Genomic DNA, 19,552 nt, shown 5'->3' with positions numbered 1-19,552 from the left:
GGTGACGCTCACCAAGGAGTCCGTCCGGCACTCGGCGAAGGCGGGCGACCTCACGCTCAACTACTACGAGGCGGGCGAGGGCGGCGAGGGCAGGCTGCCGCTCGTCATGCTGCACGGCGGCGGCCCGGGTGCCTCCGCCTGGTCGAACTTCGGCCGGGCGCTGCCGCACTTCGCGGCGTCGTACCGGACCCTGCTCGTCGACCAGCCCGGCTTCGGCCACTCCGACAAGCCGCCGGTGGTGGGCAACTACTACCGGTTCTCGGCCGACCACGTCGTCAAGCTCCTCGACGAGCTGGGCATCGAGCGGGTCCACCTGCTGGGCAACAGCCTCGGCGGCGGTACGGCGATGCGCCTGGCACTCACCTACCCCGACCGGGTCGGCCGGCTGATCCTGATGGGCCCGGGCGGGCTGTCGCTCAACCTCTTCCACGCCGACCCGACCGAGGGCGTGCAGAAGCTGATGAGCTTCGGCGCGGACCCGACGCCCGAGCGCCTGCGCGAGTTCATCTCGACGATGGTGGTCAACCAGGAGCTGGTGACCGACGAGCTGGTCGCGGAGCGGTTCGCCGACGCGACCGCGCCGGGCGCGCAGGCGGCGATGCGCTCCATGGGGATGTCGTTCTGGAACCCGGAGACCGCCGAGGACGGCATGCTCTGGCGCGAGGCCCACCAGCTGCGCAAGCACACGCTGCTGACCTGGGGCCGCGAGGACCGGGTCAACCCGCTCGACGGCGCGCTGGTCGCGCTCAAGCTGATCCCGAAGGCGCAGCTGCATGTCTTCCCCAACTGTGGGCACTGGGCACAGATCGAGGCCGCCGAGGAGTTCGCCGAGATCTCCACGGCGTTCCTGGCTCGCCACGTCGAATCTCGACATGCTCGATCACCGGAGGGGTCATGACGATCGACATCAGGTCCATGGGCTACGTCCGCGTGGCCAGCACGGACCTCGACGAGTGGAAGACCTTCGCCGGCAAGGTGCTCGGCCTCGCCGAGGGGCGCGGTCCCGACGCCACCCACCAGTACTGGCGCATCGACGAGGTGTCGGCCCGGCTCGTGGTCTTCCCGGCCGACGTCGACCAGCTCTCCTGCGTCGGCTGGGAGCTCGCCGACCACCGCGCGCTGCAGGAGGCTCGCCAGCACCTGCAGAAGGCCGGCGTCGCCTTCGAGGAGGGCACCAAGGACGAGCTCGCCGAGCGTCGGGTCCAGGAGCTGATCCGGTTCAGCGACCCGTGGGACAACGTCTTCGAGCTGTTCCACGGCATCACCTACGAGTCACGACCGGTCGTGACGCCGTACGCCGCCACCTTCGTGACGGCCGACCAGGGGATGGGCCACATCGTGCTGCCGGTCCTCGACGACGTCGAGGCCCTGCGGTTCTACACCGACGTGCTGGGCTTCCGGCTGCGCGACTCGATGAGCATGCCGGGGGAGTTCGTCGGCAAGGAGCCCGGCTCGAAGGTCTGGCTGCGCTTCCTCGGGGTCAACCCGCGGCACCACTCGCTGGCCTTCCTGCCGATGCCGAACCCCTCGAAGTGCGTGCACATCATGCTCGAGGTCGACCAGCTCGACCACGTGGGCCGCGCCCTGGAGCGGGTGCGCAAGCACCGGGCGCCGCTGTCGGCGACGCTCGGGCGCCACATGAACGACCAGATGGTCTCCTTCTACGTGAAGTCGCCCGGCGGCTTCGACGTGGAGTTCGGCACCGAGGGCCTCACCGTCGACGACAGCAGGTGGGTCGCGCGCGAGTCGACCGCCGTGTCGTACTGGGGCCACAACTTCGGCGCTTCGCAGTGAGACGCTTGCTCGCATGAGCCCGCAGACCGGTCGCGACGTCCCGGACGGCATGAGCCCCGACGCCCGCGAGACCTGGCCGAGCCCCGAGCTCATCAACTCCTGGCTCGGCGACCAGGACGTCGACTTCGAGTTCCGGCCCGGCGAGGACGTCGCCGTCCACGACGATCCGGACGCCGTCGGCAAGGCGCGGCTCTTCCGCGACGTGCTGGGCCGCTTCGCCTCCGGCGTCACCGTCGTGACCACGATCAGCAACGGCGAGCCGGTCGGCATGACCTGCCAGTCCTTCTCGAGCGTCTCCCTCGAGCCGCCCCTGGTGGTCTTCATTCCGGCCAAGAGCTCGCGCTCCTGGCCGCTGATCCAGCGCTCCGGGCGCTTCTGCGTGAACTTCCTGGCCGCCGACCAGGCGACGCTCTCGAACACGATGGCCAGCCGGGGCGCCGACAAGTTCGGCGACGTGACGTGGACGCCCTCCGCGGTGACCGGCTCACCGATCCTGGCCGGCTCCCTGGCTCACGTCGACTGCACGATCCACACCGTGCACGAGGCGGGCGACCACTACGTCGTCATCGGTCGGGTGGTCGACCTCAACACCGACGAGCTCGACGCCGACCCGTTGCTCTTCTTCCAGGGGAAGTACCGCACGACCGACGCGCGCTGACTGGTGGAGTTTTGTCGGCCGGCCGACAAAACTCCTCCTGGGACGACGAAGCTTTGTCGTCCCAGCATGAGTTTCATGGCGTGCGGACGAACGGGTGGCGGACGGCGGCGGCGGACCGGGCTGCGGGCGGTCCCTTCAGGGGCAGGACGCTCGTGTCCCGCGCCACGTCCGGGCGACACGGCGCCCGTCCGACCGCTCCCAGGAGCAGACGACCCCGTGGGGCGGATCGCTTCAGAGTGGCACGGCTGCTCGGTGCTCGCGCGCCGAGCCGAAGAGCTGTCCGAGGGCGTGCGCGCGCTTCACGACGAGGTGGGCGTCGTGCTCCCACGTGATCGCGATGCCCCCGTGCAGCTGGACGGTCTCGCCGGCGAGGTGGGCGACCGCGTCGGAGCAGTAGGCCTTCGCCACGTGGGTCATCACGTCGGCGTCCGCGGCCCGGGTGGCCACGGCGTACGACGCCGCCCAGGACGCCGAGCGGGACATCTCCGCGAGCACCAGCATGTCGGCCATCCGGTGCTTGAGCGCCTGGAAGGAGCCGATCGGGCGCCCGAACTGCACCCGCGCCTTGCTGTAGGAGACCGTCATCTCGAGCGCGCGCGAGGCGAGGCCGGCGGCGAGCGCCGCGCACCCCGCGGCGCCGACCTGCGCGGCCCGGTCACGTGCGGCGGCCCCGTCGCCGATCCGGGTGGCGCCGGCGAGGTCGGAGCGGACCGTGGCCAGCCTGATCGTCTGGTCCATGGAGGGGGTCCAGCTGCGCTCGCCGCTCGCGGGGTCGACCTCGTAGAGGTCGTCCCCGTCGACGAGGACGAGCACCGTCGCCAGGTCGCCGTCGAGCACGTCGACGGCGTCCGCCTCCATCGCGAGCGCCGCGACCTCGCCCGCCGCGATCCGCGGCAGCAGCCGAGCCTTGGCGTCCTGGTCGGCGCCGGCCAGCAGCGCCTCCGCGGTGACCAGCGAGGAGAGCAGGGGAGAGGGTGCCAGCGAGCGGCCGACCTCCTCGAGCACCACCAGCGACTCGAAGAGCGAGAAGCCTGCCCCGCCGTACTCCTCCGGGATCCCCAGCGCCGCGACCCCGATCTGCTCGCACAGCGTGCTCCACAGCCCTTCGTCGTACGTCTCGACGCGCGGATCGGCGCGCCTGTCGAGCAGCATGCGGACGGTGGTGGCGAGCTCCTGCTGCTCCTCGGTGAGCGCGAACTCCATCAGCTCGCACCGGCCTCGACGGGCTCGACCAGCGACGCGAGCACCCGCGCTCGGTGGAAGTCCGGCGTGCCCCAGGCCCCGACCAGTGCGCGGATCTTGGTGATCCAGATGCTGAGGTCGAACTCGGCGGTGTAGCCGATCGCGCCGTGCACCTGCAGGCCGGTGCGGGAGGCGAGGTACGCCGCGTCCGCGCACGCGATCTTGGCGGCGGAGACGTGGACCGCGCCGAGCGCCGCGCCGAAGACCAGGGGACGGGCGAAGTCGAGCGAGATGCGTACGTCGGCGAGCGCGTGCTTGATCGCCTGGTAGGAGCCGATCTCGCGGCCGAACTGCTTGCGCTGCTTGACGTAGGCGACCGCGTCGGCGAGCACCCGCTCGCCCGCACCGAGCAGCTGGGCGGCCGTGGCGAGCACCGCGAGGTCGAACGCGGCCCGGTCCGGCTGGCCAGCACCGCTCACGGGGAAGAGCCGACGGGTGCGGTCGACGGAGACGACCAGCTCGCCGATCTCGATGGCCGGCGTGCCGCCGACGAACACCTGGTCGGCGACGTCGGCGTCGAGCGCGTACGGCACGTGCGGCGGGACCGCCACGGTGGCGACCCCCTCGACCTCGCGCCCCAGGGCGATCGGCAGGTACGCCGCGGACTCGACCCACGGGCCGGGGACGGCGTACCGTCCCAGCGCCTCGAAGGCGATGGCGAGCTCGACGGGGGTGGCCTCCGTGGCGAGCGAGAGGACGCCCTGCTCGGCCAGGCGCGCCCAGAGCCTCAGGCCGGGTGCGCTGTCGCCGTCGGCCCAGGCGCGGGCGACCGCGGGCGTGTCCGAGGAGGCGAGCAGCGCATCGAGCGACGACGCGAAGTCCCGCTGGTCGGCGTCGAGCACGAACCTCACTTCGCCGCCCCCTTCGGCTCGCGCGGCAGGCCGAGGATGCGCTCGGCGACGATGTTGCGCTGGATCTCGTTGGTGCCGGCGTAGATGGGGCCCGACAGCGAGAAGGTGTAGCCGTCGAGCCAGGTCGACTCCGCCTCGGCGCGCGGGCCGAGCAGGTCGAGCGCCGTCTCGTGCAGGGCGATGTCGAGCTCGGACCAGAAAACCTTGTTGACCGACCCCGCCGCCCCCATGTCGCCGCCCTCGGCGAGCCTGGTCACCGTGCCCCAGGTGTAGAGCCGGTAGGCCTGAGCCTTGATCCAGGCGTCGACGACCGCGTCGGCGCTGGCCGCCGGGGGCCGCTCGGTGCGCTGGTAGAGCTCGACCAACCGGTCCGCGGCGGCGCAGAAGCGACCTGGGGAGCGCAGCGACAGCCCGCGCTCGTTGCCGGCCGTGCTCATCGCGACCCGCCAGCCGTCGCCCGGCGCTCCGAGGACGTCGGAGTCCGGGACGAAGACGTCCTCGAAGAACACCTCCGCGAAGCCCGCCTCGCCGTCGAGCTGGGCGATCGGGCGGACGGTGACCCCGTCGGCGTCGAGCGGGAAGAGGAAGTACGTCAGGCCGTGGTGCCGGGCCGGCTCGGGGTCGGAGCGGAAGAGGCCGAAGCCCCAGTGGGCGAAGGCTGCGCGCGAGGACCAGGTCTTCTGGCCGTTGAGCACCCACCCGCGGCGCTCGTCGTCGCGCGCCGCCGTGGAGCGCAGGGACGCCAGGTCGGAGCCCGCCTCGGGCTCGGACCAGCACTGCGCCCAGATCTGCTCCCCGGTCGCCATCGCTGGCAGGAAGCGGTCCTGCTGCTCGGGAGTGCCGTGGTCGAAGAGGATCGGGGCGAGCAGGAAGATGCCGTTCTGGGAGACCCGACCGGGAGCACCCGCGCGGTAGTACTCCTCCTCGAAGATCACCCACTCGACCAGCGACGCCTCGCGACCGCCGTACGACGTCGGCCAGGAGACGACCGACCACCGGGCGTCCGCGAGCCGCCTCTCCCAGGCCTGGTGGGCCACGAAGCCGTCGGCGGTGTCCATCGACGGGAGCGGCTCGGCTGGCACGTGGGCCTCGAGCCAGGCGCGCGCCTCGGTCTGGAAGGCCAGCTCCGGCTCGGAGAGGGTCAGGTCCATCGGTGCTTCCTCTCGGGAGTGGTTTCGAGGCTCAGGCCTGGCGGCCTTCGCACCTCAACCACCGGGGGCTGGGCGTGGGCGCGCGTCGGCACCTCAACCACCGGGGGCTCGGCGTGGGCGCGCACGGGCACCTCAACCACCGGGGGCTGGGCGTGGGCGCCCACGGGCACCTCAGGCACCGCGGAGCTCGGTCTTGAGGACCTTGCCGGACAGGTTGCGCGGGAGGGCATCGACGAGGACCACGTGGCGCGGGACCTTGAAGTTGGCCAGCCGGTCCTTCGCGTAGGCGATGACGGCCTCGGGCGTCACCGCGCCGACGACGTACGCCGTGCCGACCTCGCCCATCCGCTCGTCCGGAGTGCCCACGACGGCCACGTCGGCGACGCCGTCCATCCGCGCCAGCACCTGCTCGACCTCGGCCGGGTAGACGTTGAAGCCACCGGAGATGTACATGTCCTTGAGCCGGTCGGTGATCGCCAGGTTGCCGTCGTCGTCGAGCACTCCGACGTCGCCGGTGTGCAGCCAGCCGTCGGCGTCGATGGCCTCGGCGGTCGCGGCCGGGTCGTCGAGGTAGCCGAGCATCACGTAGTCGCCGCGGACAAGCAGCTCACCGGCGCCCTGCCCGCCGCCGGCGTCGATGCGGACCTCCATGCCCGGGATCGCCCGACCGCAGGTGGTCGCCACGGTCTGCGCGGAGTCGTCCTGCCGGCACATGCTGACGACGACGGCCTCGGTCATGCCGAAGGCGGTCACCACCTGGTCGATGGCGAGCTCGGTGCGCATCCGCTCGATCAGCACCACGGGCACGACGGCCGCGCCGGTCACGGCGAGGCGGAGCGAGGAGAGGTCCCGCGCCTCGCGACCGGGCGCGTTGAGCAGCGAGGTGAAGATCGTCGGCGCGCCGGGCAGCACGGTGATCCGCTCGACCTCGATCAGCTCCATCGTCGCGTCGAGGTCGAAGGTCGCCATCGGGTAGAGCGTGGCGCCGCTCAGCAGACCGGTGACGATGCCGACCTTGTAGCCGAAGGAGTGGAAGAAGGGGTTCACCACCAGGTAGCGGTCCTGGCCGGTGACCCCGCCCAGGTCGCCCCAGGCGCGTGCGACCCCGATCGTCTGCCGGTGCGCGGACATCGCGCCCTTGCTGCGGCCGGTGGTGCCGGAGGTGAAGAGGATGTCGGCGACGTCGTCGGGCGAGACCGACTCGGCGATGGCGTCGACCTGGGCCGTGGTGACCGAGCCGACGTCGAGGTCGGGCAGGTGCCGCAGATCGAGCACGGCCACGACCGACGTCAGCTCGCTCGCGGCGCGCAGGTCGGCGACCTGGGTCCGGCCGAGGAACCCGTCCTCCACCACGACGATCCGGGCGCCGGTGCGGTCGACCACGTCGGCGACCTCGTGCCCGGTGTAGCGGGAGTTGACGGGCACGAGCACGCCGCCGGCGTACGACGCCGCGAGGGCGGCGACCACCCAGCCGATGCTGTTGGGCGCCCACACGCAGACGCGGTCACCGGGCTCCAGCCCCAGGGCGACGTAGCCTCGCGCGGTGCGACGGACCCGTCGCAGCAGCTCCAGGAACGAGACGGACTCGCCGTCCTGGACGTACGCCGGGTGCTCGCCGAAGCGGTCCGCCGCCTCACCGAGCGCGGCCGGGATCGTCTCTGCCATGCCTTGCCTCTCGTTGTCTCGGCACCCAGGACTCGGTGGTCGGGGAGCGAGCGCAACCGGCCTCGTCATCCCAACCAAGCAATTGCTTGGTAATGTAGCACCCGTGGACCTGACCTACTCCGAGGAGGACCAGGCGTTCCGTGCCGAGGTGCGGGCCTGGCTCCAGGAGCACCTGACCGGCGAGTGGGCCGAGCTGCGTGGTCTCGGGGGCGCCGGGCGCGACCACGAGGCACACGACGAGCGACTGGCCTGGAACCGGCTGCTCGCCCAGCACGGCTGGACCTGCGTCGGCTGGCCGCGGGAGTACGGCGGCCGCGGGCTGAGCCTGGTCCAGCAGGTGATCTTCCACGAGGAGTACGCCAAGGCCGACGCGCCCGTGCGGGTCAACCACCTCGGTGAGGAGCTGCTCGGGCCGACGCTGATGGCCTTCGGCACGCAGGAGCAGAAGGAGCGGTTCCTGCCGAGGATCGTCGCCGTCGAGGAGCTGTGGGCGCAGGGTTACTCCGAGCCGGGCGCCGGCTCCGACCTGGCCAACGTGCAGACCCGGGCGCGACTCGACGGCCCCGCTGACGGTGGCGAGTGGGTGATCGACGGGCAGAAGGTGTGGACGTCCAACGCCCACTTCAGCCAGTGGGCGTTCGTGCTCTGCCGCACCGAGCCGGGCTCCGAGCGGCACCGCGGCCTGTCCTTTCTGCTGGTGCCGCTCGACCAGCCCGGGGTCGACGTACGCCCGATCGAGCAGCTGACCGGCGGCTCGGAGTTCAACGAGGTCTTCCTCACCGGAGCGCGCACCGACGCCGACCTGGTGGTCGGCGAGCCCGGTGCGGGCTGGCAGGTCGCGATGGCGCTGCTCGGCTTCGAGCGCGGGGTCTCGGTGCTGGCCCAGGTGGTCGGCTTCGCCCGCGAGCTCGACGGCGTCGTCGACCTCGCGCGGACCAACGGGTCGCTCGACGACCCGGTGCTGCGTGACCGCCTCGCCGGTCTCAAGGTCGAGCTCGAGGTGATGCGGCGCCAGGCGATGCGCGGGCTGTCGTCGGACGACGCCGCCGGGCCGTCGGTCTTCAAGCTGGTCTGGGCCAACTGGCACAAGCGGCTCGGTCAGGTGGCCATGGACGTGCTCGGCCCGGCCGGCCTGACCGCCGCCGCCGGCGGGCGCTACGAGCTCGACCGCTGGCAACGGCTCTTCCTCTTCTCGCTCGCCGACACGATCTACGGCGGCAGCGACGAGGTGCAGCGCAACATCCTCGCCGAGCGCGTGCTCGGCCTACCCCGAGAGGCCCGCGGATGACCGCCACCAGACCCGAGCAGCCCATCCCCGGCTACGTGCCCGGCCACGACCTGCTGGCGGGCAAGGTCGTCGTGGTGACGGCGGCGGCGGGCGCGGGCATCGGCGCGGCCGTCGTACGACGGGTGCTGGAGGAGGGCGCGAGGGCGGTGGTCTTCAGCGACACCCATGCTCGCCGGCTGGCGGAGGCCGAGGAGGCGCTGGCGGGTGAGTTCGGTGCCGAGCGGTTGCGCCAGCTCGTCTGCGACGTCACCGACGAGGCGCAGGTCGCCGCGCTGCTCGACGCGGCGGAGGACTTCGGTGGCGTGGACATCATGATCAACAACGCCGGGCTCGGCGGCACCGCGAACATCCTGGAGATGACCGACGAGCAGTGGCTCAAGGTCCTCGACATCACGCTGACCGGCACCTTCCGCTGCGTCCGGGCCGCCGGGCAGCGGATGGTGGCATCGGGCACGAAGGGCGTGATCGTCAACAACGCCTCGGTGATCGGCTGGCGTGCGCAGGAGGGGCAGGCCCACTACGCCGCGGCCAAGGCCGGCGTGATGGCGCTGACCCGGTGTGCGGCCCTCGACCTCGCGCCCAACGGCATCCGGGTCAACGCGGTGTCGCCGAGCCTGGCGATGCACCCCTTCCTGGCCAAGGTCACCTCCGACGAGCTGCTGCACGAGCTCAAGCAGCGCGAGGCGTTCGGTCGCGCGGCCGAGCCGTGGGAGGTCGCCAACGTGATGGTCTTCCTGGCCAGCGACTACGCGTCGTACCTGACCGGCGAGGTCGTCTCCGTGAGCAGCCAGCATGCCTGAGCCCGTGAGCGCGACCCGACGCGAGGAGCTGCTGGCGATCGCCGCCGGACTGTTCGCCGAGAAGGGCTTCAAGAACACCACGGTCCGTGACATCGCCGACGCCGCGGGGATCCTCTCGGGCAGCCTCTACCACCACTTCGACTCCAAGGAGTCGATGGTCGACGAGATCCTGCAGACCTTCCAGACCGAGCTCTTCGGCCAGTACGAGGACATCATCGCCGGTGACCTCGACCCACTGGCCAAGCTCGAGCGGGCCGTCGTGGTCTCCTTCGAGACGATCGACAAGCACCGCGACGAGGTGGCGATCTTCCAGAACGAGGCGGCCTACCTGCTGACCTTCGACCGGTTCTCCTACCTCGCCGAGCGCAACCGCCAGTCCCGCGAGGTCTGGCTCACGCTGCTGCAGGGCGGCATCGACGCCGGCGTGCTGCGCGACGACCTGGACCTCGAGCTCACCTACCGCTTCATCCGCGACACCGTCTGGGTCGCGGTGTCGTGGTACCGCCCCGGCGGGCGTCACACGCACACCGAGATCGCGCGCCAGTACCTCTCCATCCTGCTCGAAGGGATCCACCACCATGCCTGAGGCCTACATCGTCGACGCCGTGCGGACCCCGGTGGGCAAGCGCGGAGGAGCCCTCGCGGGTGTGCACTCCGCCGACCTGGCCGCGCACACGCTGAGCGCGCTGGTACGCCGTACCGGTGTCGACCCGGGTGCCGTCGACGACGTGATCCTCGGCTGCTGCGACACGATCGGCTCGCAGGCCGGGGACGTGGCGCGCACGGCGTGGCTCGTGGCCGGGCTGCCCGACCACGTGCCCGGTGTGACGATCGACCGCCAGTGCGGCTCGTCGCAGCAGGCGGTCCACTTCGCCGCTCAGGGCGTCATGTCCGGCACCCAGGACCTCGTGGTCGCCGGCGGGGTGCAGAACATGAGCGCGATCCCGATCTCGGCGGCGATGCTGGTCGGCCAGCAGTACGGCTTCTCTACGCCGTTCGCGGAGTCGCCGGGCTGGCAGGCCAGGTACGGCGACCAGGAGGTCAGCCAGTTCCGCTCCGCCGAGATGATCGCGGAGCGGTGGGACGTGTCGCGCGAGGACATGGAGGCCTTCGCCCTGGCGTCGCACGAGCGGGCGCGGACCGCGATCGCCGAGGGTCGGTTCACGGACGAGATCGCACCGGTCACGCTGCCCGACGGCACCGTCTTCGACACCGACCAGTGCCCGCGCGAGACCTCGCTGGAGAAGATGGCCGGGCTGCAGCCGCTGGCCCCCGACGGCCGGATCACCGCCGCGGTGTCCTCGCAGATCTGCGACGCGTCCGCCGCGATGCTGATCGCCTCCGAGCAGGCGGTCCAGGACCACGGGCTCACCCCGCGGGCCCGGATCCACCACCTGTCGGTGCGCGGCGACGACCCGGTCTGGATGCTCACCGGTCCGATCGGCGCCACCGAGCACGCGCTGGCGCGCACCGGCCTCTCGATCGACGACATCGACCTCTTCGAGTGCAACGAGGCGTTCGCGTCCGTCGTGCTCGCGTGGATGAAGGAGACGGGCGCCTGCCACGACCGGGTGAACGTCAACGGCGGCGGCATCGCGCTCGGGCACCCGATCGGCGCCACCGGCGTACGCCTGATGACCACGATGCTGGCCGAGCTCGAGCGCACCGGCGGTCGCTACGGCCTGCAGACCATGTGCGAGGGCGGCGGTCAGGCCAACGTGACGATCATCGAGCGGCTCTGAGTCGTCGAGACACCCGGACTGGTCGTCGGGATCGCGTCCTGGCAGCCAGCTCGGGTGTCTCGACGCGCACGGACTAGTTGAGGATCCGCATCGTCGACGGGACGCCGCCACCCTGGTGCACGTCCTCGACGAGCTCCTGGAGCGCGGTGAGGGCGACGTTCTGCGACATCGGGCCGTAGGAGACCCGGCCGACGCCGAGCTCCTGGAGCCGGGCGAGGGACGGTACGCCGGGGATGCCGATCATCGTGAGCCGCTGCGGGCCGTAGGCCTCGACCAGGGTCGCGACCTGCGCCTCGTCCAGCTTGGCCGGCACGAAGACGACCGGTGCGCCGGCGTCGAGGAAGGCCCGGCCCCGCTCGACCGCGTCGGCGAGGACCTCGGCCTGGTCGCGGTCGCGGCCCTTGACGAAGGCGTCGGTGCGGGCGTTGAGGACGAAGTCCACGCCCTCGGCCTCGGCCACCTTCATGATCTTCTCGACGTTGGCGGCCGCCTCGGCGAGCGGTCGCATCTGGTCCTCGATGTTGGCGCCGACGATGCCGAGGCCGATGGCGCGCCGTACGGTCTCGGCCGGGTCGCCGTACCCGCCCTCGAGGTCGGCGGTGACCGGGAGGTCGGTGGAGGCGGCGATGCGGCCGGCGGCCTCGAGCATCAGGTCGACCGGGATGTGCTCGCCGTCCGGGTAGCCGTACGACGCCGCGATGGAGTGGCTGGCGGTCGCGAGCGCGGTCGTGCCCTCGACGTCACCGACGACCTTGGCGCTGATCACGTCCCACACGTTGACCACGGTGAGCAGCTCGGGCGCCAGGTGGAGGCGGAGGAGGGTGGAAGCCTTGTCGCGTGTCGTGTCGTCAGCCATGGGACCACCCTAGGCGGCCGGGTGTCGGGCCACGCTCACGCCGCCGAGTCGGTCGTCTCCCCGAGGCCGTCGACGACCGCTCGCTCCAGCACCGCGGTCGCGTTGAAGAGCACCTGCTGGCCGCCCGCGCCCCGCAGGAACTCGCGGGTGCCGAGCAGCTCGTGGGTGTGCCGGTCGAAGATCCAGGTGCTGGAGGTGCCGTACGCCGCGTCGGCGCGGGTCACGCCGACGCCGCCACGTCCCATCGCGTCGGTCGCCGCGGGATCGATCCTGACGCCGGGGATGCGGGCGACCGCTTCGTAGAGAGCGGCCGCGGTGGCGGGCGGCAGCACCGACTCGCGCACGAGGTCGCCGATCTGATTGAAGACGGCCTGGTCCCGGTCCTGCCTGTCCGCCACGACGACCTGCTGCTCGAGCAGGTCGAGCAGCCGGTCCGGATCGGTGGGCAGCGCCGCGAGCCAGGTGTACGTCGGTCGGTGCAGGCCGGCCGGCGCCGGGCCGCCGTACGTGATCGGCCAGTCCTGCCCGAACTCGCGGATCACGCTCTTGTCGCTCGCAGCGGGACCGGGGTCCTGGCCGAGCCAGATCTCGCGCTCGTGCGGTCGACCGAGCTCGACGCCCTCGCCGAAGCGTCCCTCGTTGGAGATCACCTCGCTGCGGACGTAGACGAACTGGTCGGCGGACACCTCGGGTGCGGGGGCCGCGAGCGCGGCGACCGACGCCTGGTGGAGCACGGTCACCGCCGCGGGGGCCGCGACCACGGCGCGCGCGGTGGTCGCCGGCGGTCGGGGACCGGTGCGACCGGCGAGGGCGAGGGCCAGCACGGCGACCAGGCAGCCGGCGACGAGCACGACCGTGCCCACGGTGGCCATGCGGCGCCGGCGGCGATCGTGGACGGCGATGGTGCTGAGCACGCGCTGCTCGAGCCGGGCCCGGTGTGCGGGGGAGAGCTCGATGGTGCGGGGAGCCGGGTGGGCCGCGCGGAGCGTGCGGAGGTCGGTGGTCTCGGTCATCGTCGGGCCTCGCTGGTCGGGGTGGGCAGGAGGTCGGGCGCGGCCAGGTCGCGCAGCCTGGCCCGCGCTCGGGAGAGGCGGGACCGGACGGTCCCGACCGGCACGCCGAGCGCGTCCGCGGCCTCGGCGTAGGTGAGGCCGGACCAGACGCACAGGCCCAGCACCTCGGCCTCGCCCCGGCTCAGCGAGCCGATGGCCTCCGCGGTCCGCGCGAGGGTCCGCGCATCGTCGAGGCGGGAGACCGCCTCGTCCGCGAAGTCGTCGACGACGTCGCTCGAGGAGCGTCGCGACAGGAAGACCAGGCGGCGCCGTACGGCGCGCCGCGCGTTCATCGACTGCCGGGCGGCGATGCCGAGGAGCCAGGGCCGCAGCGGTCGGTCGTCGTCGGCGAGGACGCCACGGCTGCGCCAGGCGGCCAGGAAGGTCTCGGAGGTCACGTCCTCCGACGCCGACCAGCTGCCGGTCAGGCGGTGGGCGAGGGTGAAGACGGCGTCCACGTGCGCGGCGTACATCGCCGCGAACGCCGCTTCGTCCCCCGCTCGGATCTGTCGTCGCAGGCTGCGTGGGTCCGGTTCGGTGCTCACACCTACTCCTGTCCGCGACGAGCGACGGGTTCCGTCGAGGAGGGTCCCGACTTCTAGCGGAAGGTCAGCCAGAGGCCGACGACGAGCGGGATCAGCCCGAGCAGGAGCCAGGGGGAGAGCAGCCTCTTCTGGTGGATGGCGCGGAAGGCGAGCACGGCGAGGACGCCGAACGCCGCGGCCACGACGTTGAGACCGATCTGCGCGCTGGGGCGGTCGTCGTCGACGTACATCGCCGCGATCACCAGGCCGGCGGCCAGGTGCGCGATGGTGGTGGCGGCCAGGACCGACAGCACCCACTTCTGCACGGGCTCGAGGCTCATGGTGCCGGCGCCGGTGTTGCGGACGACCTCGCGGCGCGGGTTGTCGGGGTCCATCAGGTGGCGAGGGCGCTTCTTCGCCGGCCGGTCAGGCGTCGGGGTCTCACTCACCCACCCATTGTGGCGCTCCGGCGTAGGCCGCGTCGGCCGGGGTCTCCCCACGGCGCGCGAAGATCAGCGTCGCGAGCAGGACGACGTACGCCACGAACGCGAGCCCCGCGAAGGCGATCGTGATCGTGTAGCTCAGGTCCAGGACAGCGTCACTGGCGCCGAGGACCTGGGTGAGCAGCGAGATGTGGCTGTCCTCGGTGTCGCCGAAGTCCGGGCAGAAGGCGCCGAAGCCGAGCAGCCCGACCCAGGTGAGCACCTGGGCCCAGGCCTGCATCGGTGTCAGCGAGCGCGGTCGCCCGTGCTGGGTGTACGCCAGGACGGTCGTGGCGAGCAGCCCGATCAGCAGCACCGGGATCACCGACACCAGGAAGATGACGAAGAACCAGCCGCCGACGCCGAAGACGATCCGGCCGATCCAGACCCACACCAGCAGCAGGAGGTTGAGCGGGATCATCCACAGCAGCGTCCGGCGCCCCAGCTTCGTCACAGCGGCACCGTAGGGGATCGGCCGGGCCGCTAGGCGCCGGCGCGCTCGGAGGCGAGGACCGCATCGAGGACGCCGGGCAGCCTGGCCTCGAGGTCCGCGGTGCGCAGCGAGCTCAGGATGGCAGTGCCGTGGTACTCCTGCGCGATCAGGCCGGCCTCGCGGAGCACCCGGAAGTGGTGGGTGCGGGTCGACGCGCCGACCGGCAGGGAGAACTGGCTGCACGCCTGTGCGTCCGGCCCGTCGGCGAGCTGGCGCACGATCGTGCGGCGCACCGGGTCGGCGAGCGCCGAGAGCACCGCGTCCAGCGCGATGAGCTCCCGGTCGGGGTGGTCGAAGGTGCGGGTGGTGGCCATCACGTCCATGATACGACACTCGTCGTACAACGACGGTTGTCGTAGTACGTTGGCGGTCTTAGTACGACGGACGTCGTACTACAGCCACCCGACTCCAGGAGCAACAGATGAAGGTCCTTCTCACCGGCGCCACCGGCTACATCGGCTCGGCCGTGCTCACCGCCCTGCGCGACGCGGGTCACTCCGTCGTCGCTCCGGTACGCCGCCCCGAGGCGGTGGGTCAGGTCGAGCAGGCGGGCGCGAGCGCGGTGCTGGGTGACGTCACCGACGCCGGGTGGTTCGGCGAGCAGCTCGCGACCGCGGATGCCGCGATCCACGCCGCCTCGCCCAGTGACGCCACGAGCGCCGACTTCGACGCGGCCGTCGCCACCGCCGTGATCGACGCCTTCGGCGGCACGGCCAAGCCCTACCTGCACACCAGCGGGGTCTGGCTGTGGGGGAGCGGTGACTCGCTGGTCGAGACCTCGCCGTACGCCCCTCCGGCGATGACGTCGTGGCGGGTCGGCATCGAGCGACGGCTGCTCGAGTCGTCGGTCGCCGTCACCGTCCCGGCGCCCGGGATCGTCTACGGACGTGGGGCCGGACTGACCCAGCTGCTCCTCGGCGGACGCGACGAGGAGGGCCGCGTCCTGCTCGTCGGCGACGGCTCGCAGCACTGGACGACGGTGCACGTCGACGACGTGGCCGCGCTCTACGTGGTGCTGCTGGGCCTGGACGCGCCGGCCGGTCACGTCCTGGCCGTCTCGGGTGACAGCCCGACGGTGCGCCAGATCGCGGAGTCCGCCGGGGTCGGGGTCCGCCCGGAGAGCAACGACGCCACCGCGGAGCGCCTGGGTGCACCCCTCACCGAGGCGCTGCTGCTCGACCAGCAGGCCGACGGTGCCAAGGCGCGGGGCCTCGGCTGGGCTCCGACCCGTGCGGGCGTCCTGGAGCCGACCGGGCGAGGCTGACGACCTCGGTCACCACGGTGCGACCGTGGTGCCGCCCCGTTCCTCGGGCGCGACATCGCGCTCCTGGAAGCCGAACGCCGCGGCCAGCCGGTCGACCGCTCCGCGCACGTCCGGGTACTCCAGCACGGGCGTCACCGTGGCGGGCGGTGCGAGCGGTTGGTCGGCACGCCGCCCGCGTAGGCCGTCAGACGACGTACGACGAGGCGCGGCGCAGCTCGGCGGCGGCCTCGGTGACGATGCGGTCGACCAGCTCCTGGCAGGTGGGCAGGTCGTCGATCACGCCGACCACCTGACCGCTGGCGAGCACGCCCGCGTCGGTGTCGCCGTCGACAAGTCCGGCCTTGAGCATCATCGGGGTGTTGGCGGCGAGCGCCATCTGGGCGAGCGTGCGGCCCTGCGCCTTCTTCATCTCGCGGCCGTCTCGGGCCAGGCCCACCCACGACATGCCGCTGGTCCGCTTGAACTCCAGGGTGCGGCGCAGCGTCGGTCCCATCCGCTTGAGCGCGCTGGTCTCCTCGAGCTCCTCGACCAGCTCGGTGCGCAGCATCCGGTGCGGCATGCCGTCGACCTTGGCGGTGACGACCGTGTCGGTCAGGCCGCGCTGGAGGTAGAGCTGCTTGACCGCGTCGGGCACGGCGGAGTCCTGGGTGAGCAGGAAGCGGGTGCCCATGCCGACCCCGGCGGCGCCGTACGACAGCGCGGCGGCGAGACCGCGGCCGTCGAAGAAGCCTCCGGCGGCGACGACCGGGATGTCGACGGCGTCCAGGACGGTGGGCAGCAGGAGCGTCGTCGGCACCGGACCGGTGTGTCCGCCGCCCTCGCCGCCCTGCACCATCACGGCGTCGGCGCCCCACGCGGCGACCTTGACGGCATGCTTGGCCGCACCGATGGACGGCATCACGACGATGCCGTGCTCCTTGAGCGTGGCGATCAGCTCCGGCTTCGGGGCCAGCGCGAACGACGCGACCCTGACGCCGTAGTCGATGAGGAGCCGGCAGCGCGCGGGAGCATCGGCCGCGTCGGCGCGCAGGTTGACGCCGAAGGGCTGGTCGGTGCGGCCCTTGACCTCGATGATCGCCTGCTCCAGCTCCGCGAAGGTCATGGTCGCGCTGGCGAGGATGCCGAGGCCACCCGCGTCGGCAGTGCCGCTGACCAGTCGAGGACCCGAGACCCAGCCCATGCCGGTCTGCACGACGGGGTGGCGTACGCCGACCAGGTCGGTGAACGGGGTCCGGATCAGCTGCTCGCTCACGGCGCCACCTCCTGGGGGACCTCCTTGAAGCGGAGGCCCTTCGGGTCGAGCATCTCCCGGATCAGGACCAGCTCCTCGCTCGTGGGCCCTCGCGTGACGGGCACGTCGGCGGGGAGGTCGAGCTCGAAGCCGGTGGCCTCGCGGACCTGGTCGACGCTGACACCCGGGTGGACGCTGAGCAGCCGGACGCTGTGGTCGTCGCCCTTGACGTCGAAGACCCCGAGGTTGCTGACGATCCGGTGGATGTCGTTGTAGCGGGCGGCCGCGAAGCCCGCCTGCTCGGCACGCTGCGGTCCGACGCCGGAGACGATGTCCACCGCCTCGACGAAGACGCGGGTGGAGTGCTTCGGGACCCAGTACGACGTCCGGTTGTTGACCGTGTTGCCGGGTGCACCGCGGGAGCCGAGCAGCTGGCGCCGGGGCCGGGCCCAGTCGCCGATGGCGGAGATGTTCTGGTTGCCGTGGCGGTCGACCTGCGTCGCTCCCATCATCACGTGCCGCTTGCCGTACGCGACCAGGTCGAAGACCTTGCGGAAGGGGATCCAGCCCTCCACGACGTCGCCCGTGGCGAAGAGCGGCGGGACGCCGGCGAGGAAGAGCGACTCGCCGTCGGAGATCACCAGGTCGGGGTTGCTGGTGAGCTTGGCCAGGCGCACGCCGAGCATCGGGAGCAGGCCCATCGGGCTGGCGAAGATCTCGCCGTCGTCCTTGAACGCATCGGCGATGGCTGCGGCGCAGACGTCCGCGCGGGTCACGTCACTCACTTCCCCTCCTCGGCGAACGCCTGGACGGCGGCTTGGTACGACGCCTCGTCGCCCTCGAGGAACCGGCTGCTGAAGGCCGCCCAGTCCTCGTCGCTGCCGGACGCCGCGGCGGCGTACGCGCGCTGGAACCTCTCGTCGCGCTCGTAGTCCGGCGTGCACGTCGTGAAGTGGGCGCCGTGGGGCGTCTCGACGACACCGGTGACCATCATCCGGCTCAGCAGCAGCCGCTGCACCGGGGTGTCGACGGTCAGACCCGCCGTGTCGACGACCTGCTCCACGGACACGTAGGCGCGATCGGCCGCCAGGCAGAAGAGGTCGTCGAAGTACGGGTCGGGGCCGAGGTACGTCGCGTTGCCGTGCCGGTCGGCACGGTTGAGGTGCACCAGGGCGACGTCGAGGTGCAGCGCCGGCACGGCGACCAGCTCCTCGTGGACGTCGTCCGGGCCGGCGTACGGGCTGGTCACGGTTTTGATCTGCGGCTGGTTGACCAGCACGTCGGAGCCGAGGCCGGCGCGCATGGGCAGGAAGGGCAGCCGTTGGGCCGCTGCTCGCAGACCGGTCTGGAACATGCCCTCGTCGAGCTCGACCAGCTCGGGGATGGTGCCCTCCTGGCGCGCCTTCTGGAAGTTCGGCTCGAGCGGCACCGAGTCGAGGCTGACGAAGGCGAAGACCAGCCGCCGGATCTTGCCGGCGCGGGCCAGCAGGCCGACGTCGGCGCCGCCCCAGCTGACGATGGTGAGGTCCTGGAGGTCGCTGCGCAGGATGGCGCGCACCAGGGCCATCGGCTTGCGGCGCGGGCCCCAGCCCCCGATGCCGATGGTCATCCCGTCGGACAGCTCGGCGACGACCTCGTCGATGCTGAGCTGCTTGTCACGTGGTCCCGTGCTCACTTCTTGCTCTTCTCCGTCCCGGCGAACTGATCGCGGAGCTCGTCGCTGACCCCCGCGAGGTTGAGCTCCATCGTGAAGCCCTGCTCGAACCGGTAGCTCTTGTTGACGTCGATCGGGTCGATCCCGTTCAGCGCCTCCTTGGCGGCGCGGATCACCCGGGTGTCCTTGGCGGCGATCTCCCCGGCGACCTGGAGCGCGGCGTCGTCCAGCCGGTCGCGGGGGACCACCTCCAGGACGCTGCCGAACTGGACGAGGTCGCCCGCCTTGATGGTGCGGGCGGTGAAGTAGAGGGTGCGCATCATGTGCTGCGGCACCAGCCGGGCCATGTGCGTCGCGGCACCGAGGGCGCCCTGGATGACCTCGGGCACGCCGAAGTAGGCGTCGTCGCTGGCGACGATGCAGTCGGCGTTGCCGACCAGTCCGACGCCACCGCCGAGGCAGTAGCCGTTGACCGCGGCGACCACGGGCACCGCGCACTCGTAGACGGCCTTGAAGGCGGCGTAGCAGCCCTTGTTGGCGCCGATCAGGGCGTGGAAGCCGGTGGTGCGCTGCATCTCCTTGATGTCGACGCCCGCGTTGAAGCCGCGGCCCTCGGCCCGCAGGACGACGACATGGGTGTCGAGGTCGGCGCTGGCCTCGTCTAGGGCCGCGGCGACGTCGTACCAGCCCTGGACGGTGAGGGCGTTGACCGGCGGCGCGGCCATCGTCACCACCCGGATGCCGTCGGAGCGCAGCTCGGAGGAGATGCCCATCGGATGCCTTCCCTGTCTCAACCTAATGCTTG

The 19,552-nt window shown here is 71.9% G+C and carries 22 protein-coding genes; 8 read left to right on the top strand and 14 right to left on the bottom strand.

The genetic code is table 11. The features are described 5' to 3' along the window. Window position 1: 1 nt before the first annotated feature. From hsaD to N542_RS0113680, 3 genes are read left to right on the top strand one after another with little or no spacing between them, the layout of a single operon-like run. Window positions 2-898: a 4,5:9,10-diseco-3-hydroxy-5,9,17-trioxoandrosta-1(10),2-diene-4-oate hydrolase gene (gene hsaD / locus N542_RS24865; protein WP_036507774.1), complete on the top strand. Its 897-nt coding sequence runs from the start codon at window positions 2-4 to the stop codon at window positions 896-898. Then, window positions 895-1,794: an iron-dependent extradiol dioxygenase HsaC gene (gene hsaC / locus N542_RS0113685; protein ID WP_028644401.1), complete on the top strand. Its 900-nt coding sequence runs from the start codon at window positions 895-897 to the stop codon at window positions 1,792-1,794. The genes hsaD and hsaC overlap by 4 nt, the downstream gene beginning before the upstream one ends. A gap of 13 nt (window positions 1,795-1,807) precedes the next feature. Continuing rightward, window positions 1,808-2,452 carry a flavin reductase family protein gene (locus N542_RS0113680; protein WP_231482642.1) on the top strand — a complete coding sequence of 215 codons (645 nt, stop codon included), beginning with the start codon at window positions 1,808-1,810 and terminating at the stop codon, window positions 2,450-2,452. A gap of 231 nt (window positions 2,453-2,683) precedes the next feature. On the opposite strand, the gene N542_RS0113675 is transcribed toward N542_RS0113680, so the two are convergent. The 4 genes from N542_RS0113675 to N542_RS0113660 form a co-directional block, all read right to left on the bottom strand. Then, complete coding sequence (locus N542_RS0113675; protein WP_028644399.1) at window positions 2,684-3,655, bottom strand: acyl-CoA dehydrogenase family protein; 972 nt, start codon at window positions 3,653-3,655, stop codon at window positions 2,684-2,686. Continuing rightward, entirely contained in the window at window positions 3,655-4,545 is an 891-nt protein-coding gene (locus N542_RS0113670; protein ID WP_028644398.1) for an acyl-CoA dehydrogenase family protein, read from the bottom strand. The genes N542_RS0113675 and N542_RS0113670 overlap by 1 nt, the downstream gene beginning before the upstream one ends. Next, window positions 4,542-5,696 (bottom strand): acyl-CoA dehydrogenase family protein, encoded by a 1,155-nt coding sequence (locus N542_RS0113665; RefSeq protein ID WP_028644397.1) that lies wholly within the window; start codon window positions 5,694-5,696, stop codon window positions 4,542-4,544. The genes N542_RS0113670 and N542_RS0113665 overlap by 4 nt, the downstream gene beginning before the upstream one ends. A 171-nt stretch (window positions 5,697-5,867) precedes the next feature. Next, window positions 5,868-7,361, bottom strand: coding sequence for a FadD3 family acyl-CoA ligase (locus tag N542_RS0113660; protein WP_028644396.1), 1,494 nt, complete (start codon window positions 7,359-7,361; stop codon window positions 5,868-5,870). Between the two features lie 103 nt (window positions 7,362-7,464). On the opposite strand from N542_RS0113660, the gene N542_RS0113655 reads away from it, so the two are divergent. From N542_RS0113655 to N542_RS0113640, 4 genes are read left to right on the top strand one after another with little or no spacing between them, the layout of a single operon-like run. Then, on the top strand, window positions 7,465-8,649 hold the full coding sequence (locus N542_RS0113655) for an acyl-CoA dehydrogenase family protein (protein WP_028644395.1): 1,185 nt from the start codon (window positions 7,465-7,467) through the stop codon (window positions 8,647-8,649). Further along, window positions 8,646-9,449 carry an SDR family oxidoreductase gene (locus N542_RS0113650; RefSeq protein ID WP_028644394.1) on the top strand — a complete coding sequence of 268 codons (804 nt, stop codon included), beginning with the start codon at window positions 8,646-8,648 and terminating at the stop codon, window positions 9,447-9,449. The genes N542_RS0113655 and N542_RS0113650 overlap by 4 nt, the downstream gene beginning before the upstream one ends. Beyond that, window positions 9,442-10,035: a TetR/AcrR family transcriptional regulator gene (locus N542_RS0113645; RefSeq protein ID WP_028644393.1), complete on the top strand. Its 594-nt coding sequence runs from the start codon at window positions 9,442-9,444 to the stop codon at window positions 10,033-10,035. The genes N542_RS0113650 and N542_RS0113645 overlap by 8 nt, the downstream gene beginning before the upstream one ends. Then, complete coding sequence (locus N542_RS0113640) at window positions 10,028-11,191, top strand: acetyl-CoA C-acetyltransferase (protein WP_028644392.1); 1,164 nt, start codon at window positions 10,028-10,030, stop codon at window positions 11,189-11,191. The genes N542_RS0113645 and N542_RS0113640 overlap by 8 nt, the downstream gene beginning before the upstream one ends. Window positions 11,192-11,264: 73 nt before the next feature. Here the strand turns inward: N542_RS0113640 and N542_RS0113635 are convergent, their stop codons facing one another. Genes N542_RS0113635 through N542_RS0113610 form a run of 6 tightly spaced genes read right to left on the bottom strand, consistent with a single transcriptional unit; the run spans window position 11,265 to window position 14,912 of the window. Beyond that, complete coding sequence (locus tag N542_RS0113635; protein WP_028644391.1) at window positions 11,265-12,047, bottom strand: isocitrate lyase/PEP mutase family protein; 783 nt, start codon at window positions 12,045-12,047, stop codon at window positions 11,265-11,267. 35 nt (window positions 12,048-12,082) lie between these two features. Further along, on the bottom strand, window positions 12,083-13,060 hold the full coding sequence (locus N542_RS24860; protein WP_051551753.1) for a CU044_5270 family protein: 978 nt from the start codon (window positions 13,058-13,060) through the stop codon (window positions 12,083-12,085). Then, window positions 13,057-13,644: an RNA polymerase sigma factor gene (locus tag N542_RS24855; protein WP_197025956.1), complete on the bottom strand. Its 588-nt coding sequence runs from the start codon at window positions 13,642-13,644 to the stop codon at window positions 13,057-13,059. Before N542_RS24855 ends, N542_RS24860 begins: the two co-directional genes overlap by 4 nt. 53 nt (window positions 13,645-13,697) lie before the next feature. Next, entirely contained in the window at window positions 13,698-14,072 is a 375-nt protein-coding gene (locus N542_RS0113620) for a hypothetical protein (RefSeq protein WP_028644390.1), read from the bottom strand. Continuing rightward, window positions 14,065-14,559, bottom strand: a complete 495-nt coding sequence (locus N542_RS26705; protein WP_051551748.1) for a hypothetical protein — start codon at window positions 14,557-14,559, stop codon at window positions 14,065-14,067. Before N542_RS26705 ends, N542_RS0113620 begins: the two co-directional genes overlap by 8 nt. 29 nt (window positions 14,560-14,588) lie before the next feature. Further along, the gene (locus N542_RS0113610; RefSeq protein WP_028644389.1) at window positions 14,589-14,912 is read right to left on the bottom strand and encodes an ArsR/SmtB family transcription factor; all 324 of its coding nucleotides are present in this window, start codon (window positions 14,910-14,912) and stop codon (window positions 14,589-14,591) included. Window positions 14,913-15,019: 107 nt separating this feature from the next. On the opposite strand from N542_RS0113610, the gene N542_RS0113605 reads away from it, so the two are divergent. After that, window positions 15,020-15,862, top strand: coding sequence for an NAD-dependent epimerase/dehydratase family protein (locus N542_RS0113605; RefSeq protein WP_028644388.1), 843 nt, complete (start codon window positions 15,020-15,022; stop codon window positions 15,860-15,862). Window positions 15,863-16,046: 184 nt separating this feature from the next. Here the strand turns inward: N542_RS0113605 and N542_RS0113595 are convergent, their stop codons facing one another. From N542_RS0113595 to N542_RS0113580, 4 genes are read right to left on the bottom strand one after another with little or no spacing between them, the layout of a single operon-like run. Next, window positions 16,047-17,114 (bottom strand): NAD(P)H-dependent flavin oxidoreductase, encoded by a 1,068-nt coding sequence (locus N542_RS0113595; protein ID WP_028644387.1) that lies wholly within the window; start codon window positions 17,112-17,114, stop codon window positions 16,047-16,049. After that, window positions 17,111-17,878 carry a CoA-transferase subunit beta gene (locus N542_RS0113590; protein ID WP_028644386.1) on the bottom strand — a complete coding sequence of 256 codons (768 nt, stop codon included), beginning with the start codon at window positions 17,876-17,878 and terminating at the stop codon, window positions 17,111-17,113. The genes N542_RS0113595 and N542_RS0113590 overlap by 4 nt, the downstream gene beginning before the upstream one ends. Then, entirely contained in the window at window positions 17,875-18,768 is an 894-nt protein-coding gene (locus tag N542_RS0113585) for a CoA transferase subunit A (RefSeq protein WP_028644385.1), read from the bottom strand. Before N542_RS0113585 ends, N542_RS0113590 begins: the two co-directional genes overlap by 4 nt. Next, a complete protein-coding gene (locus N542_RS0113580; protein WP_028644384.1) occupies window positions 18,765-19,520 on the bottom strand; it encodes an enoyl-CoA hydratase family protein in 756 nt (251 codons plus the stop codon). The genes N542_RS0113585 and N542_RS0113580 overlap by 4 nt, the downstream gene beginning before the upstream one ends. Window positions 19,521-19,552: the final 32 nt, after the last annotated feature.

The organism is Nocardioides sp. URHA0020, from assembly GCF_000620705.1.
Classification (GTDB): Bacteria; Actinomycetota; Actinomycetes; order Propionibacteriales; family Nocardioidaceae; genus Nocardioides.
This window is presented reverse-complemented; position numbering and strand designations above follow the sequence as displayed.

Coding starts and splice junctions, on each gene's coding strand:
- hsaC (WP_028644401.1), top strand. CDS start 895: ATGACGATCGACATCAGGTCCATGGGCTACGTCCGCGTGGCCAGCACG.
- N542_RS0113680 (WP_231482642.1), top strand. CDS start 1,808: ATGAGCCCGCAGACCGGTCGCGACGTCCCGGACGGCATGAGCCCCGAC.
- N542_RS0113675 (WP_028644399.1), bottom strand. CDS start 3,655: ATGGAGTTCGCGCTCACCGAGGAGCAGCAGGAGCTCGCCACCACCGTC.
- N542_RS0113665 (WP_028644397.1), bottom strand. CDS start 5,696: ATGGACCTGACCCTCTCCGAGCCGGAGCTGGCCTTCCAGACCGAGGCG.
- N542_RS0113660 (WP_028644396.1), bottom strand. CDS start 7,361: ATGGCAGAGACGATCCCGGCCGCGCTCGGTGAGGCGGCGGACCGCTTC.
- N542_RS0113650 (WP_028644394.1), top strand. CDS start 8,646: ATGACCGCCACCAGACCCGAGCAGCCCATCCCCGGCTACGTGCCCGGC.
- N542_RS0113645 (WP_028644393.1), top strand. CDS start 9,442: ATGCCTGAGCCCGTGAGCGCGACCCGACGCGAGGAGCTGCTGGCGATC.
- N542_RS0113640 (WP_028644392.1), top strand. CDS start 10,028: ATGCCTGAGGCCTACATCGTCGACGCCGTGCGGACCCCGGTGGGCAAG.
- N542_RS0113635 (WP_028644391.1), bottom strand. CDS start 12,047: ATGGCTGACGACACGACACGCGACAAGGCTTCCACCCTCCTCCGCCTC.
- N542_RS24860 (WP_051551753.1), bottom strand. CDS start 13,060: ATGACCGAGACCACCGACCTCCGCACGCTCCGCGCGGCCCACCCGGCT.
- N542_RS0113610 (WP_028644389.1), bottom strand. CDS start 14,912: ATGGCCACCACCCGCACCTTCGACCACCCCGACCGGGAGCTCATCGCG.
- N542_RS0113605 (WP_028644388.1), top strand. CDS start 15,020: ATGAAGGTCCTTCTCACCGGCGCCACCGGCTACATCGGCTCGGCCGTG.
- N542_RS0113580 (WP_028644384.1), bottom strand. CDS start 19,520: ATGGGCATCTCCTCCGAGCTGCGCTCCGACGGCATCCGGGTGGTGACG.